This window comes from Thermohahella caldifontis, assembly GCF_041153465.1.
GTDB classification, from domain to species: Bacteria; Pseudomonadota; Gammaproteobacteria; order Pseudomonadales; family Oleiphilaceae; genus Thermohahella; species Thermohahella caldifontis.
The window spans coordinates 1,849,280-1,864,319 of record NZ_CP154858.1 but is presented as its reverse complement, the minus strand read 5'-3'; the positions used below and the strand labels follow the sequence as shown (position 1 = coordinate 1,864,319).

12 protein-coding genes are annotated in these 15,040 nt (G+C 60.7%); 8 read left to right on the top strand and 4 right to left on the bottom strand.

Annotated elements, in window-relative coordinates; genetic code table 11:
* The first annotated feature begins 96 nt into the window (after positions 1-96).
* Positions 97-1,218 carry a TRAP transporter substrate-binding protein gene (locus tag AAIA72_RS09055; RefSeq protein ID WP_369599998.1) on the top strand — a complete coding sequence of 374 codons (1,122 nt, stop codon included), beginning with the start codon at positions 97-99 and terminating at the stop codon, positions 1,216-1,218.
* Between the two features lie 100 nt (positions 1,219-1,318).
* Here AAIA72_RS09055 and AAIA72_RS09050 read toward each other — a convergent pair whose 3' ends face one another.
* The 3 genes from AAIA72_RS09050 to AAIA72_RS09040 form a co-directional block, all read right to left on the bottom strand.
* A complete protein-coding gene (locus AAIA72_RS09050; protein WP_369599997.1) occupies positions 1,319-1,720 on the bottom strand; it encodes an acyl-CoA thioesterase in 402 nt (133 codons plus the stop codon).
* 65 nt (positions 1,721-1,785) lie between these two features.
* Complete coding sequence (locus tag AAIA72_RS09045; RefSeq protein ID WP_369599996.1) at positions 1,786-3,156, bottom strand: TRAP transporter large permease subunit; 1,371 nt, start codon at positions 3,154-3,156, stop codon at positions 1,786-1,788.
* Positions 3,156-3,716 carry a TRAP transporter small permease subunit gene (locus AAIA72_RS09040; RefSeq protein WP_369599995.1) on the bottom strand — a complete coding sequence of 187 codons (561 nt, stop codon included), beginning with the start codon at positions 3,714-3,716 and terminating at the stop codon, positions 3,156-3,158. The genes AAIA72_RS09045 and AAIA72_RS09040 overlap by 1 nt, the downstream gene beginning before the upstream one ends.
* A gap of 198 nt (positions 3,717-3,914) precedes the next feature.
* On the opposite strand from AAIA72_RS09040, the gene AAIA72_RS09035 reads away from it, so the two are divergent.
* The 7 genes from AAIA72_RS09035 to AAIA72_RS09005 all read left to right on the top strand — a co-directional run bounded on the left by AAIA72_RS09035 (position 3,915) and on the right by AAIA72_RS09005 (position 13,345).
* On the top strand, positions 3,915-4,895 hold the full coding sequence (locus AAIA72_RS09035) for a PstS family phosphate ABC transporter substrate-binding protein (RefSeq protein ID WP_369599994.1): 981 nt from the start codon (positions 3,915-3,917) through the stop codon (positions 4,893-4,895).
* Positions 4,896-5,042: 147 nt separating this feature from the next.
* A complete protein-coding gene (locus tag AAIA72_RS09030; protein WP_369599993.1) occupies positions 5,043-6,743 on the top strand; it encodes a TIGR03545 family protein in 1,701 nt (566 codons plus the stop codon).
* Between the two features lie 92 nt (positions 6,744-6,835).
* The gene (locus AAIA72_RS09025) at positions 6,836-9,112 is read left to right on the top strand and encodes an ABC transporter permease subunit (RefSeq protein WP_369599992.1); all 2,277 of its coding nucleotides are present in this window, start codon (positions 6,836-6,838) and stop codon (positions 9,110-9,112) included.
* 15 nt (positions 9,113-9,127) lie between these two features.
* Complete coding sequence (gene pstA / locus AAIA72_RS09020) at positions 9,128-10,786, top strand: phosphate ABC transporter permease PstA (RefSeq protein ID WP_369599991.1); 1,659 nt, start codon at positions 9,128-9,130, stop codon at positions 10,784-10,786.
* Positions 10,787-10,837: 51 nt separating this feature from the next.
* A complete protein-coding gene (pstB, locus tag AAIA72_RS09015; protein ID WP_369602989.1) occupies positions 10,838-11,689 on the top strand; it encodes a phosphate ABC transporter ATP-binding protein PstB in 852 nt (283 codons plus the stop codon).
* Between the two features lie 9 nt (positions 11,690-11,698).
* On the top strand, positions 11,699-12,427 hold the full coding sequence (gene phoU, locus AAIA72_RS09010) for a phosphate signaling complex protein PhoU (RefSeq protein ID WP_369599990.1): 729 nt from the start codon (positions 11,699-11,701) through the stop codon (positions 12,425-12,427).
* Between the two features lie 117 nt (positions 12,428-12,544).
* Positions 12,545-13,345, top strand: coding sequence for a DUF2059 domain-containing protein (locus tag AAIA72_RS09005; RefSeq protein WP_369599989.1), 801 nt, complete (start codon positions 12,545-12,547; stop codon positions 13,343-13,345).
* A 299-nt stretch (positions 13,346-13,644) separates the two neighbouring features.
* Here the strand turns inward: AAIA72_RS09005 and AAIA72_RS09000 are convergent, their stop codons facing one another.
* Entirely contained in the window at positions 13,645-14,955 is a 1,311-nt protein-coding gene (locus tag AAIA72_RS09000; RefSeq protein ID WP_369599988.1) for an ISNCY family transposase, read from the bottom strand.
* Positions 14,956-15,040: the final 85 nt, after the last annotated feature.

Genomic DNA, 15,040 nt, shown 5'->3' with positions numbered 1-15,040 from the left:
CGGAATCCGGCAACTGCCGGGCTTGTGACACATCACGGAACCGGTATACTGGCGTACTGTAACAACCAACAATAACGAAGAAGGAGTTCCGCATACATGAAACGTCGTACTCTTTTCAGGACGCTGGGTGCCGGCCTGATGGCACTGGGACTGGCTGCGTGTTCCGGTTCCGACAAGGCTGCCTCCGAAAACGGAGCCAAGGCGGAGAAAGCTGCCGCGGCTCAGGAAACCTATCAGTGGAAACTGGTCACCTCCTGGCCCAAGAACTTCCCCGGACTGGGTGAAGCGCCCGAGCGCTTTGCAAAGGAAGTGGAGCGCATGAGCAATGGCCGTCTGAAGATCAAGGTCTATGGCGCGGGTGAATTGGTACCGGCCCTGGAGGTATTCGATGCCGTGTCCCGCGGAACGGCGGAGATGGGACATGCCGCGGCCTATTACTGGAAAGGCAAGGTGCCGGCCGCACAGTTCTTTGCAACGGTACCCTTCGGGCTGACTGCACAGGAGCTCAACGCCTGGATCATGTACGGCGGTGGCATGGAGCTCTGGAAGGAAGTGTATGCGCCCTTTGGCGTCATTCCTTTCCTGGGCGGCAATACCGGTGTTCAGATGGGGGGCTGGTTCAACAAGGAAATCAACTCGCTGGATGACCTGAAAGGTCTGAAGATGCGGATCCCGGGTCTGGGCGGTGAGGTACTGCAGCGCGCGGGCGGTACGCCGGTTCAGCTGCCGGGCGGCGAAATCTTCACGGCCCTGCAGACCGGTACCATTGATGCCACCGAGTGGGTGGGTCCTTACAACGATCTGGCCTTTGGCCTTCACAAGGCAGCCAAGTACTACTACTATCCGGGCTGGCACGAGCCCGGCACCTCGCTGGAGTTCACCGTCAACAAAAAGGCGTTCGAGTCCCTCCCGTCCGATCTGCAGGCCATCATCGAAGTGGCGACCCGCATGGTCAACCAGGACATGCTGGACGAGTACACGGCCCGCAACCAGTCCGCACTGGATGAGCTGGTGAACAAGCATGGGGTGGTGGTGAAGAAGTTCCCGGATGAAGTCCTGAAGGAACTGGAGACGCTGTCACGTCAGACACTGGACGAGCTGGCCGCCAAGGATCCGATGACCAAAAAGGTTTACGAGTCCTACAAGGCCTTCCGTGCGAATGTGGTGAAATATCATCACATCTCCGAGCAGGCCTACATCAACGCACGTTCAGACTGATTTCTCCGATCAGGCACGAAAAAGGGGCGTCCATGGGATGCCCCTTCTTTTTTGGGAAAGCGCTGACCTCTGCTGCCTCGTCTCGTGCGAGACCGGTGTGTCAGCCGTTCTGATCCGGCACCGGCCGGATGCGCCCCATGTCGTCGATGGCCACCAGCACAAACACGGATTCCGTGACCTTGCGGGCTTCGGTGCTGTAGCGGTCGCGGGTCCACACCTCGACGCGGATCCGCATGGAGCTGCGGCCAATGTCCAGCAGATGGGTATAACAGCTCACTTCGGCCCCCACACGGACCGGGGAAATGAAGTCCATCTTGTCGATGGATACCGTGGCGGTACGGCCTTTGGCAATGCGTCCGGCCAGGTTGGAAGCGGCCAGATCCATCTGGGCGACCAGCCAGCCGCCAAAGATGTCGCCGTTGCTGTTGGTATCCCGGTCCAGGGCGACCGTTCTCAGGGTTAGCGTGCCCTCCGGGCGAGGGCCGTCCGTTTCAGTTGTCATGCTGTGCGCCACCTGTACATCTTGTGGTTATTGGGATGGGGCAAATCTTACCAGAATCCCGGCAATTAACCATAGATCTGCTCCGGCAACCAGGTGGCCAGTGACGGCCAGAGGGCCAGAATGGCGAGCATCAGCAGCTGTATGGCGATGTAGGGCGCCACACCCTTGTAAATATCGCTCGTTCGCACGCTGGGGGGTGCCACACCCCGCAGATAGAACAGGGAGAAACCAAACGGTGGTGTCAGGAAGGAAGTCTGCAGGTTGAGGCCGATCATGATGCCCAGCCACACCGGATCCACCCCCATCTTCAGTAGCACCGGACCGACAATGGGTACCACGACGAAGGTGATTTCGATGAAATCCAGAATGAAGCCCAGCAGAAAGATTACCGTCATCACCACCAGCATGGCGGTAAAGACGCCACCGGGCATGTTGGTGAAGATTTCGTGAATCAGGTCATCTCCGTTGTAGCCGCGAAAGACCAGTGAAAACAGCGTAGCCCCCACCAGAATCATGAACACCATGCAGGTGATGCGCGTGGTGGACTGGCAGACGTCCGCGAGCACCTGACGCGTCAGCTTGCCCCGCTGGCCGGCCAGCAGTATGGCGCCCATGGCGCCCACGCCGGCGGCTTCCGTTGGTGTGGCAATGCCGGTCAGGATGGAGCCCAGCACAGTGACAATCAGTACCAGCGGCGGCGTCAGGTCGCGCCAGATATGCAGATCCTTGCGGGCGTCCTCGCCGCGGCGGGGGTGCGGGGGCATGATGTCCGGCCGAAGCCAGGCCACGACCAGAATGTAGATGATGTAGAGTCCCACCAGAATCAGGCCCGGAATCAGGGCGCCGACGAAAAGATCCCCAACGGATACGGTATCCGGGCTGAAGATGCCCATTTCACGCTGCGCCTGCTGGTAGGCGCTGGACAGCACGTCACCCAGCAGGACCAGGGCGATGGAAGGCGGAATGATTTGCCCCAGCGTTCCGGTTGCACAGATGGTGCCCGTGGCAATGGACGGATGATAGCCGCTGCGCAGCATGGTGGGCAGGGAAATCAGACCCATGGTCACCACCGTGGCGCCCACGATGCCCGTGCTGGCTGCCAGCAGCATGCCCACCACCGCCACGGAGACTCCCAGGCCGCCACGCAGCTGCTTGAACACTTCCGCCATGGTTTCCAGCAGGCTTTCCGCCAGCTGGGAGCGTTGCAGCAGATTGCCCATGAAGACGAACAAGGGAACGGCCAGCAGGGTCTGGTTGGTCAGCAGGCCATACAGGCGGCTGGGCACTGCCTGCAGCAAAGACAGATCAAACGCGCCTGCCTGATCACCGAACCAGGCGAAGGCCAGGGCCACGCCGCCCAAGGTAAAGGCCACCGGGTAGCCCAGCATGAGCACCACGCAGGCGACTGCAAACATCACCAGTGCCATATATTCCATTACACGCCCTCCTGTACAGCCGGGTCACCCGGCATGGGCCACCCCAGCAGGCGCCCCAGGTGGCGCAGCGTCTCGGCCAGCCCCTGCAGGGTCAGTAGCGCGACCATCACCAGAATCAGGGTCTTGAGCAGATAAACCCAGGGCAGGCCGTTGGCTTCATAGGAGACTTCACGCACGGCCCAGGAGTCGGCCACGTAGCCCCAGCTCTGGACGGCAATGAAACCCACGACGGGCCCGAGGAGAAACAGGGTGCCCAAAAGGTCGATCAGTGCCTGAACCCGTGGGCGCTGACGCTGGTAGAAGATGTCCACCCGCACATGCTCGTTATGTTTCAGGGTGTAGGCCATGCCGACCATGAAGATGGTGCCGTGCAGATACATGACGCTTTCCTGCAGGGCAATGGAGCCGGAATTGAACACGTATCGCAGGATGACCACCGCACAGGTCAGGACCACCATGGGCAGGTTCAGCCAGGCTACCATTCGGCCGGTGGTCTCGGTGAACTGATCCAGCACCCGGACCGTGCGGACCAGCAGACGTGAGACGTTTGTTGTTGTCATTCAATCACCTGTCAGTCTGATTCAGAACAGCAGTGTAGTCGGTTTGGCGGGGAAATTGAATGGTGTGGGCCGGGCCCCGCCCTTGCAGGCCCGGTGCAGGTCGGGTGTCATGTCATATTTCTGTCATCTGTGCCCGGTAAGGTAACGGCCATACCGATCACAACTGTAAACAAGATGACATCAAAGGAGCACCTGAACATGACATTCAAACGACTCATCGCCGCCGCAGCGGTCGCCGCCTCGTCTCTGATCGCCACCCAGAGCTGGGCCGTCCAGCAGGTAGACCCCAAACTGCCGGAATACGCCAAGGCAAGTGGTGTGGCAGGCAACCTGTCTTCCGTGGGATCGGACACCCTGGCCAACCTGATGACGCTGTGGGCGGAAGATTTCAAGCGTTTCTATCCTAACGTGAACATTCAGATCCAGGCGGCAGGCTCCTCCACTGCGCCGCCAGCCCTGACCGAAGGCACTTCCAATCTGGGGCCCATGAGCCGCAAGATGAAGAACAAGGAAATTGCGGCGTTCGAAAAGAAATACGGTTACAAGCCGACAGCCATTCCAGTGGCCATCGACGCGCTGGCTGTTTTCGTGCACAAGGACAACCCCATCCAGGGCCTGACCATTCCTCAGGTGGATGCCATCTTTTCCTCCACCCGCAAATGCGGTTACAAGGAAGACATCTCCCGCTGGGGGCAGGTCGGGCTGACCGGTGAATGGGCAAACCGTTCCATCCAGCTCTATGGACGCAACTCGGTCTCCGGTACCTATGGCTACTTCAAGAAACATGCCCTCTGTAAAGGGGACTTCAAGGCAAATGTCAACGAGCAGCCGGGTTCTGCGTCAGTTGTGCAGAGTGTTTCCGAGTCGCTCAACAGCATCGGCTACTCCGGTATCGGTTACAAGACTGCCAGTGTGAGAGCCGTGCCCTTGGCGAAGAAGGCAGGGCAGCCGTTTGTGGAGGCCACGCCCGAAATGGCAGTAAAAGGCAAATATCCGCTGTCCCGTTTCCTTTGGGTGTATGTGAACAAGGCGCCCAACAAGCCGCTGGATCCCATGGTCGCCGAGTTTGTGCGCATGGTGCTGTCAAAACAGGGCCAGGAAGTCGTGATCAAGGACGGCTACATCCCGCTGCCTTACAGTGTGGTTCAGAAGTCCCTGAAAACGCTGGGTCTGAACTGATACCGGCTCAACATCTGGGCAGGCCGGACCGTGCACAGGCGCGGGCCGGTACGATCAGCACGCCGTATCTTCAGGGATGCGGCGTTTTTCATTTCTATCAGGTGGGAGTTACGCTAAGCTGAAGAAAAAACCTCAAGGAGGCATGGAATGAGAGTATTCAAATGGCTTGGCTATCTGCTGGCCCTGGTGATTGTCCTGCTGGTGACGGCCGCGTTTTTCATCGACAGTATCGTCAGGACGGCCGTGGAAGAAGTGGGCACCCAGGTGGTGAAGGCCCGGGTGGATCTGGATGATGCGAAGGTTCAGTTCTTCCCGCTGGCGGTGGAGCTCAGGGGCTTGCGCGTCACCAACCCCCAGAAGCCCATGACCAACGTGCTCGACGCGGAGCGCATCCTGGCTCAGGTGGATGTGAAGCCCCTGCTGGCCGGGAAGATCATCGTGGACGAGGCCGCACTGGAGGGCATGCGCTCCGGTACGGCACGCAAGGTTTCCGGTGCCGTGCCGGGTCTGACGCCTGCGCCTGACAACCAGCCGGGCATGCTGGATCAGATGAAGGCAGATCTCAAGCTGCCAACCTTTGAAATTCCCTCGCCGGATGACGTGCTCAAGCGTGTGGACCTGAAAACCGAAGCGCAGGCCCGTGCACTGGAGCAGAAGATCAAGTCGCGCGAGGATTACTGGAAGTCCCGCATCAAGGAAGTGGCCAGCAAGGACAAGCTCGATGCCTACAAGCAGCGCATCGAGCAGCTCAAGGGTGACAAGAGCATCATGGGGCGACTGAACGCGGTCAGGGAGCTCAAGCAGATCCGGGATGACATCCGGCGCGATATTGACACGATCAAGAACCTGCGGACGGAACTGCAACGGGATGTGGCCAGCCTGCGCCAGGACATCCTCAACCTGAAGAAGGCCCCTCAGGAAGATCTGCAGAAGGCCATGGCGCTGGTCAACCTGGATGGGGATGCCCTTCAGGGGGTGGCCGAGGCCCTGTTCGGCCCTCAGGTGAAGGCCTGGCTGGGACGGCTGGAATATTGGTACACCCGGCTTGAGCCCTATCTGGAAGGCAGCGATGAAGGCCAGGCAGCGGCAGAGCCGGATACTACGGATTACAGTGACGGGCTGCCGAAGTTCCTTGTCCGGCACATGACCATCAGCGGTGAAGTTCCGCTCATGAATACTGCCATTCCCGTTCAGGGTGAGCTCAAGGATCTGACCCACCAGCCACAGATCTATGGCAAGCCCCTTGAACTGGCCCTGAAGAGTGCCAGCGAAGCGCTGGGCAAGCTGTCGCTGCAGGCCGTGGCTGACCATGTGCGGCCGGATGCCGGCAAGGATCTCATTACCTTTGATGCCAGTGGCCTGAATGTGGGCAATCTTTCCCTGGGAGATCCGGAAACCCTGCCGGTACTGATTGAAGCGGCCACGGCGGCACTCAGTGGTCAGGCGGTCATTGAGAACGGTGGTCTGGATCTGAAAACCAAGGTGGTACTGGACGCCCTCAAGACCCAGGTGCTCAGGCAGGAAAATCTCAGCCGTGTCCAGCAGGCCATGGTGGCCGCACTGCAGAATGTTTCCGGCTTTGATATCGACGTACTGGCCCAGGGCGCGCTGGGGGATCCGAAGGTGAGCGTGAAATCGACACTAGACCGTGTCCTGTCCGGTGCCCTCAAGGGGGTCGTCAAACAGGAGGCGGAGAAGCTGAGGGCACAGCTGGAAAGCCGCCTCAGTGCCATGGCTGCGGAAAAGATCGGCCAGCTCAATACGGCCACGGGGCCGCTGGCGGGGCTGGACGGCTTGCTCAAGGATCAGATGGGCCAGTTCGGCGATCTCACGCGGCTGATTCCCTGACGCCGGCCCGGGAGTGTGACAGGGCTGTAACATGACTGTCACATTTCCCCGGTATTGTGGCGCACATCCATGAAAAGCAGGATGTGTGCCCCATGTCTCAAGCGTCACTCAAACCACCGGCCATCGATTTTGATGCGCCGGCCCTGAAGCGCCGGCGCAAGCGTCGTGCGCTGACGGATCGTCTTGCCGGCCTGTCCATCGGGGCGGGTGGCGTTTCCGTGATTGTCGCCGTCTCTCTCATTTTCTTCTACCTGCTCTACGAAGTGCTGCCATTGTTCCGCGCGGCAGAGCTGACCCCCAGGGCAGAATACAGCCTGCCTGCGCCCGGCGCCGGCAACACGCTCTACGGCTGGATGGAAGAGCAGGGCGAGATTGCCATGCGTCTCGGGGATGCGGGCAGGGTGGTCTTTTACCGGACGGCCACCGGTGCGGTCATGGACGAGGTGGCCCTGCCCCTGCCGGAAGGCGTGCGCGTCACCGCCGTGGGCGAAGCGGGCGTGGACAAGCACCTGCTCGCACTCGGCCTCAGTGACGGCAGCTACCTGCTCATGAAACACGAATACAAGGTGACCTATCCGGAAGGCACCACCCGTCTGATCACGCCGCAGGTCACCTTCCCCTACGGTGAGGCACCCGTGAGGCTGGATGAAGCCGGACGGGCCATCAATCAGATTGCTGTCCGGGACAACGACAGCAGCCTCATGGTGGTCGCCGTGGCAGACAACCATGAGCTGCTCGGGCGTGCCTACGACAAGGAAGAGAGCTTCCTGACCGGCGAAGTGGAACTGACGGAAAGCGAACTCGTCCTCCCGCAGGTCCGCGGCCGGGTTGCGCAGATCCTGCTGGGCCCGGAAACCCGCTGGCTGTACGTGTTCGATCCGCAGGGCGAGGTCAGCATGTTTGACCTGCAGGACCGGGAATCGCCGCGTCTCAATCAGCAGCTCAAGGTTGTGAGTGCCGGCGCGGAACTGACGTCCGCACGCTTTCTGCTGGGCGGCTTTTCCCTGCTCGCCGGCGACAGCCTCGGGGTGGTGACACAGCTGTTCCCCGTGCGTGACGACAGCAACCGGTACCGTCTGGAAACCATTCGCCGGTTCCAGCTTGACGGACCGGTGAAGGGGCTGGCCCCGGAGCATCAGCGCAAGGGATTCGCAGCCATTTCCTCGACCGGTCACCTCGGGCTTTACTACACCACTTCCGAGCGGCGGGTGTGGATGGACCGTATCGCTGATCAGCCGCTGCGGAACGTGATCATGGCGCCGCGCGCCAACTACCTGCTCACGGAGGATGGAACCGGCACCGTTCGCTTTTACGAGGTGCACAACGAGCACCCAGATGTCTCCTGGTCGGCACTCTGGTCGAAGGTCTGGTATGAAGGCTATGCGGAGCCGGCCTACATCTGGCAGTCCTCGGCTTCCAACAACGACTTCGAACCCAAGTTCAGTCTCAGTCCGCTGGCATTCGGTACGCTGAAGGCTGCCTTCTACGCCATGCTGCTGGCCATGCCGCTGGCCATCTGCGGGGCCATCTACACCGCCAACTTCATGGCCCCGCGGCTGCGGACCAAGATCAAGCCGGCCATCGAGCTCATGGAGGCGCTGCCGACGGTGATTCTCGGCTTTCTCGCCGGGCTGTTCTTTGCTCCCTACATGGAGGCCCACCTGCCCGGCGTCTTCACCGTGCTGATCCTGGTGCCCCTGGCCATCGTGGTGTTCGGCTTTGTCTGGGCCAATCTGCCTGCCGCCATCCGTCACCGGGTACCGGAGGGCTGGGCCCCGGTACTGCTGATTCCGGTGATCCTGATCGTGGGTTGGTTCAGCTTTGCCATCAGCCCGGCCGTCGAACTGTGGCTGTTCGGTGGCAACATGCCGCACTGGCTGACCACCGAGCTCGGTATCGACTTTGACCAGCGCAATGCACTGGTGGTGGGCGCGGCCATGGGCTTTGCAGTGATTCCAACCATTTTCTCCATCACCGAAGACGCGATTTTCAGCGTACCCAAGTCCCTGATTCACGGATCGCTGGCCCTGGGTGCCACCCCCTGGCAGACACTGGTGCGTGTGGTGCTGCCGACCGCCAGCCCCGGCATCTTTTCCGCCATCATGATCGGCCTGGGGCGTGCCGTGGGCGAAACCATGATCGTGCTCATGGCGACCGGCAATACACCGGTCATGGACTGGAACATCTTCGAGGGCATGCGCACGCTGGCCGCCAACATCGCCGTCGAAATGCCCGAGTCGGAAGTCGCCAGCACCCACTTCCGGGTTCTGTTCCTCGCGGCGCTCGTGCTCTTCCTGTTCACCTTCGTGGTGAACACTCTGGCCGAGTTCATCCGTCAGCGTCTGCGCGACAAATACAGCGTCATGTAAGGAAGGGGTATACCGATGCAACTGAAAACCTGGACAGGCAAGTGGGAACCCTGGATCTGGCTCAATGCCGGGGCCGTGGCGCTGAGCACCATCATGGTGTTCGGCCTGCTGGCGCTCATTGCCGTGCGCGGGCTCGGCCACTTCTGGCCCCATGAGGTGATTGAAGCGGATGTGACCGGCAAGGACGGTCAGCGCCAGCACATCATCGGACAGATTGCCGATGAAGAGCTGATCACGGCGCAACAGTTGCGCGATGCCGGTCAGTACGTGCCGGATGGCGTGGAAGTCGTCAACCGCCTGCTGCTCAAGGTGGGTAACCGTCAGGAACTGGGCTACGACTTCCGCTGGGTGGATGAGACCAGTCTGGAAAGTGTCCACCGCCCCGAAGAGCTGGTCGTGCTTGAGCGCGAAGAGTGGGGCAACGCCTATGGTCGTCTGACACGGGTGTTCGAAGGGGAGCGTGTGGTGGCCGAAGGGGCGTCCGCCTGGGATGCGCTGCTGCCGCGCATCGAACGGGCCCGGGCGCTGCGTGACGAGATTCTCCGGATCGAGAAGAAGGAGATTGGGGCCATCAACTATGCCCTGGAGCGCCTGCGCCTGAAGCAGCGCCGGCTGGAGCTCGAGGGTCGACTGACCCCTGCGGCGATGGCGCAGATCGAGGCGGATCGCGCCGAACAGCAGGCCCGCTACGCCGCCCTTCAGAAAGACCTCAAGGCCCTGTATGAAGAGATCGGCCGTGATGCCCTGGAGCTGGAAATCATGAACGGCCGGACGGTCCGGGTGCCCCTGGCCAAGGTGGTGCGGGCCTACCGCCCCAATGCCATGGGTCTGGGTGACAAGGTGGCCTTCTATGGGGCCAAGTTGTGGGAGTTTGTCTCCGACGATCCGCGTGAGGCCAACACCGAGGGCGGCATTTTCCCGGCGATCTTCGGCACCGTACTGATGGTGTTGCTCATGTCGGTCTTTGTCACCCCGCTGGGTGTGGTGGCGGCCGTTTACCTGCGCGAATATGCCCACCAGGGCGCCCTGACGCGCACCATCCGCATTGCGGTCAACAATCTGGCCGGCGTGCCCTCCATTGTTTACGGGGTGTTTGGCCTGGGATTCTTCATCTACTTCCTGGGCTCCGGCATTGACGAGGTCTTTTTCCCCGAAGCCCTGCCGTCACCTACCTTCGGCACGCCGGGCCTGCTCTGGGCTTCCCTGACCCTGGCCATCCTGACCCTGCCGGTGGTGATCGTGGCTACGGAAGAGGGGCTGGCGCGTATCCCCCGTTCGGTCCGGGAGGGCAGCCTCGCCCTGGGGGCCACCAAGTTTGAAACCCTGTGGCGGGTGGTGCTGCCCATGGCCAGCCCGGCCATGATGACCGGCATGATCCTCGCCATCGCACGTGCTGCGGGGGAGGTGGCCCCGCTGATGCTGGTGGGTGTAGTGAAGCTGGCGCCGTCCCTGCCGCTGGACGGCAACTACCCGTACCTGCATCTGGATCAGAAATTCATGCATCTGGGCTTTCATATCTATGACGTGGGCTTCCAGAGCCCGAACGTGGAAGCGGCCCGGCCCCTGGTGTATGCCACGGCGCTGCTGCTGGTGCTGGTCATTGCCCTGCTGAACCTCAGCGCGGTGTTCATCCGCAACCGGCTGCGCGAGCGTTACAAGGCACTGGAAATGTAAGGGTTGCCCGGAGGCACTACAATGATTGAATCGGAAACACGCGAGATGACCATGACTGACACGAACGCTGTACCGCAAACGCCCCGGACACATGGCGTGGACATATCGGCCATTGGCCGCAGCACCGAAATCCGGCGGCTGGAAGATGAAACCATCGCTCTCGAAGTCAGGAATCTGGAGCTGTACTATGGCGAAAAGCGCGCGCTGCACGGCATCAGCATGAAGATTCCGGCCAAGCGGGTGACGGCCTTCATCGGCCCTTCCGGCTGTGGCAAGTCCACGCTGCTGCGCTGCTTCAACCGCATGAATGATCTTGTGGACAGCTGCCGCATTACGGGACAGGTGATGCTGGACGGCGAGGATATCTATGACCGCTCGGTGGACGTGGCCGAACTGCGCCGCCGCGTGGGCATGGTGTTCCAGAAGCCCAACCCCTTCCCCAAGACCATCTACGAGAATGTGGCCTATGGCTTGCGGATTCAGGGCATCAGGTCACGCCGCATTCTGGACGAGACAGTGGAGTGGGCCCTGCGGTCGGCGGCACTCTGGGATGAAGTGAAGGACCGGCTCCACGACAGCGCCCTGGGCCTGTCAGGCGGTCAGCAACAGCGTCTGGTCATCGCCCGTACCATTGCCGTCAGGCCCGAAGTGCTGCTGCTGGATGAACCGGCATCGGCGCTGGATCCCCTGTCCACGCTCAAGATCGAGGAGCTGATCCACGAGCTCAAGGATGACTACACCATCGTGATCGTGACCCACAACATGCAGCAGGCCGCCCGCGTGTCCGACTACACGGCGTTCATGTACATGGGGGATCTGGTGGAGTTCGGTGATACCAACCAGCTGTTCACCAACCCCGAAAAGAAACAGACCGAAGACTACATTACCGGTCGCTACGGTTAAGGTGAGGACATGATCAATCGCGAAGAACATCTGTATCAGCACATTTCCAATCAGTTCAACGCGGAACTGAAGGAACTCAAGAATCACCTGATGACCATGGGGGGCCTGGTGGAAACCCAGGTCACGGATGCGATCCGCTCCCTGCTTGACGCCGATGTGGCGCTGGCGGAGCAGGTCCGCCGCCGGGATGACGACGTGGACGAGCTGGAGATGGTGATAGACGAAGAGTGTACCCGGGTGATTGCCAAGCGCCAGCCTGCGGCCAGTGACCTGCGCATGGTCATAGCCGTGGCCCGGATGGTGACCGAACTGGAACGGATCGGTGATGAAGCGGAGAAAATTGCCAAAAACGCCATCAGGATCGACGAAGAAGGCGCCACACCGAGAGGATATACCGAGGTGCGGCGCATCGGAAACCATGTGACCGGCATGCTGCGTGATGCCCTGGATGCCTTTGCCCGGCTGGATCTCGATCAGGCGATCCGGGTCATGCGGGAGGACAAGCTGGTGGATGAAGAATACGGTTCCGCCATGCGGGCACTGGTCACCTTCATGATGGAAGATCCGCGCAACATTTCGGCGATTCTCTCGGTCATGTGGGTACTGCGTGCCATGGAACGCATCGGCGATCATGCCCGCAACCTCTGTGAGCATGTGATCTACATGGTACGGGGGCGGGATGTGCGCCACTCGTCACTGGAGGCGGCTGAAAACATCGTACACGGCAAACGAGGCTGACCAAAAACCAGCCAATCCTTACATCCTGTAACACGGCGGCGCACTATACTCAGAGCAAACCCATCTGACAGGTGCGCCATGTTCGTGATCAGGCATCTCTTTCTATCATGTGTTCTGTTGGGCCTGAGCCTGGCGGCGGGTGCGGTACCCCAGGCCCCGGTACCGGTGGTGGAACGTCTCATCAGCTCGGCCGGGATGGATGATCTGCTGGCCCAGTATCCGGTGCTGATTCAGCGTACCCTGGCGCGCAATCTGGCCGGAAAGGCTCTGCCTCGCGGTCTCTCGCAGGTCTTTGATCAGGCCATCCGGAGCAGCTTTCAGCCCGATGACCTGCTGGATGAATTTGCACAGGCCCTGGCAACCCGGCTGACTCCGGAGGAGGCCGGTCATGCGCTGGACTGGTATACCAGCCCCCTGGGGCGGAAGGTGGTCAGGGCGGAAATGGGTGCGGTTGCCGACGGGCAGGCCCTCGGGAGTCTGGATCAGCTGCGTGAACGCTACCGGGGCACGGAGCGGGAGCGCCTCTTTGCCGCCTTTGACCGGGCCACCGGGTCCACCGAAACCATGCTCGACAATGCCCAGATTCTCCAGCTGGCCATGGCCGCCGCCATCACCTCCGTGGTTCACGGCCCCACACTGCCCACCTATGACGACCTCAAGGCCATCATTCTGAAGCGTCGCACGGCCATGCGGGGTGAAGTGGGCGAGCAGGCGTATCTCAACTATCTGTACACCTATCAGCATCTGAGCCTGGACGAACTGAAAGCCTATATTGCCTTCGCCCGCAGTCCAGCCGGACAGGCATTTGTGCAGGGAGTGAACGCGGCTCTCAAGGAAACTCTGCAGAAGCGGTCAGACCAGATGAGCGAGCGCCTGGCCCGCGCCGGTGCCGGCAGTGTGCCGGACTCCGGCGTCTGATGCTGCCGCAAGAAGGGTCCGGGAAACAGAAGTCCGGGGAAACAAAAAAAGGTTCGCCCGCGGGTGGAGGAGAGAAAATAGCCCCGCGAACGAACCCAGCCTCACCTTGCGTTGGCCTTGAGGGTTGTTTCGGTTTGCCGGGAGGTGTTGCCGATACCTCAAAACCACGGCGCTATCTTAAACGGCTTTTCGGGGATGTGACTTGACCGGCGTCAATCCCCCATGCATTTGCCTGTCAACCCAATTCTAAAATGTCCCCTTTTTACCAAAGCTAAAGTGTCCCCTTTGGGTATCCTGTTTCAGGAGGTTACCGACTGCCTGCCGGAGGCCGCTTTACCAACCGGAGAACGTCGCCATGGATGGTCCGGCGCGGGCTTTCTGCCTGAGGATGCCTTTTGTCTGGCTCTCGCCTTGTCGACACGTTGGTGGAGGCTTTTCTCGTCATCCAAAGGGACCGGGGGCTCGCCTTCGCTCAGGATTTGCCAATCCAGTTGATGCCCTTTGTGGAGCACCGTCACATGGCCATCCTGTGCTTCACAGATGGTGATCCGGGCGCCCCGGAGCCGATAGCCCTTTCCATAGCCGGTGAGCTGGTATTCCCGGTTCCTGAACTGAAAGGTCAGGTTCTTTGAGAGCTTTCGGTGGTTGTGCAGGCACAGGATGAGCGCCAGCTCCTCTGGTGTGTGCAGAACGGGGCGGTGAGCATCCGTGGCGTTCTGGGCGGGTTTGGCAAAGCGTGCGTTGAAATCGCGCATAAAGCCCGGCAGCCAGGCATTGGCGGTCTCAATGTCCGAGATGCCCGCAAGACGCAACTCCTTGACGAGGCGGTCCTGAAGCGTCTGGTTGGCACGCTCGACACGCCCCTTGGCCTGAGGGGTATTGGCATGAATGGGCTCGATATCCAGCGTTTTGAGAGCCCGGGTGAACTGGGTCAGCTCACCTTCGCGCTCGGGTTGGTTTACCCGGAAGATGCTGTGCTTGTCGGAATACAAAGCAGCGGGGCGGCCGTGCTCGGCCAGATAGCCTTGCAGTGTCTGCAGGTAAGCCCAGGTGGTCTCGGCCGGGGCGAAGCGTAATGCCATCAGTTCACTGGTGGCGTCATCAATGAACACGATCAGGGTGCAGCGCGGGCCGCGCCCTTCAAACCAGTCATGTGGTGAGCCGTCAATCTGAATCAGCTCGCCGCGACAGGGCCGTCTGGGACGTCGCTGGTGAATCCGGGCGGCCTTGCGTTTTCCGGGTTTCCAGAGTCCGTCAGCGATCATCCACTGTCGGAGGGTCTCGGCTGACAGCTTGTATCCATGCAGTGCGGTGAGTTTTTCACAGGCAAGCGTTGGTCCGAAATCAGGGTAGCGTGTGCGAACCAGAGAGAGTACTTCCTTGCGCACGGCCCCGGGAATTGCATTGCCCGGGCGTTTACCGAGATGGCCGGAAACCAGTCCTGACGGCCCCTTCTGACGAAAGCGGGCGACCAGACGCTTAACTTGCCGGACACTCAGCCCAAGCTGCCGGGCAGCTTCCTGTTGCCGAAGCTGTTTTGCGGTCACCTGCTGAATGATTGCCAGCCGATCGATCGCTTTTTGCGTCATTGCAATGGTCTCCTCTGCCATTGCCCCCTCCTGTATCCCAAAAGGGGACATTTTAGAATTGCGAGAAGGGGACATTACAGCTTTGGGCTAACACCCCCATGCATTT

What these genes read in the sequence shown, in the direction of transcription:
- AAIA72_RS09055 (WP_369599998.1), top strand. Translation starts at nt 97, where the DNA reads ATGAAACGTCGTACTCTTTTCAGGACGCTGGGTGCCGGCCTGATGGCA.
- AAIA72_RS09050 (WP_369599997.1), bottom strand. Translation starts at nt 1,720, where the DNA reads ATGACAACTGAAACGGACGGCCCTCGCCCGGAGGGCACGCTAACCCTG.
- AAIA72_RS09045 (WP_369599996.1), bottom strand. Translation starts at nt 3,156, where the DNA reads ATGGAATATATGGCACTGGTGATGTTTGCAGTCGCCTGCGTGGTGCTC.
- AAIA72_RS09040 (WP_369599995.1), bottom strand. Translation starts at nt 3,716, where the DNA reads ATGACAACAACAAACGTCTCACGTCTGCTGGTCCGCACGGTCCGGGTG.
- AAIA72_RS09035 (WP_369599994.1), top strand. Translation starts at nt 3,915, where the DNA reads ATGACATTCAAACGACTCATCGCCGCCGCAGCGGTCGCCGCCTCGTCT.
- AAIA72_RS09030 (WP_369599993.1), top strand. Translation starts at nt 5,043, where the DNA reads ATGAGAGTATTCAAATGGCTTGGCTATCTGCTGGCCCTGGTGATTGTC.
- AAIA72_RS09025 (WP_369599992.1), top strand. Translation starts at nt 6,836, where the DNA reads ATGTCTCAAGCGTCACTCAAACCACCGGCCATCGATTTTGATGCGCCG.
- pstA (WP_369599991.1), top strand. Translation starts at nt 9,128, where the DNA reads ATGCAACTGAAAACCTGGACAGGCAAGTGGGAACCCTGGATCTGGCTC.
- pstB (WP_369602989.1), top strand. Translation starts at nt 10,838, where the DNA reads ATGACTGACACGAACGCTGTACCGCAAACGCCCCGGACACATGGCGTG.
- phoU (WP_369599990.1), top strand. Translation starts at nt 11,699, where the DNA reads ATGATCAATCGCGAAGAACATCTGTATCAGCACATTTCCAATCAGTTC.
- AAIA72_RS09000 (WP_369599988.1), bottom strand. Translation starts at nt 14,955, where the DNA reads ATGGCAGAGGAGACCATTGCAATGACGCAAAAAGCGATCGATCGGCTG.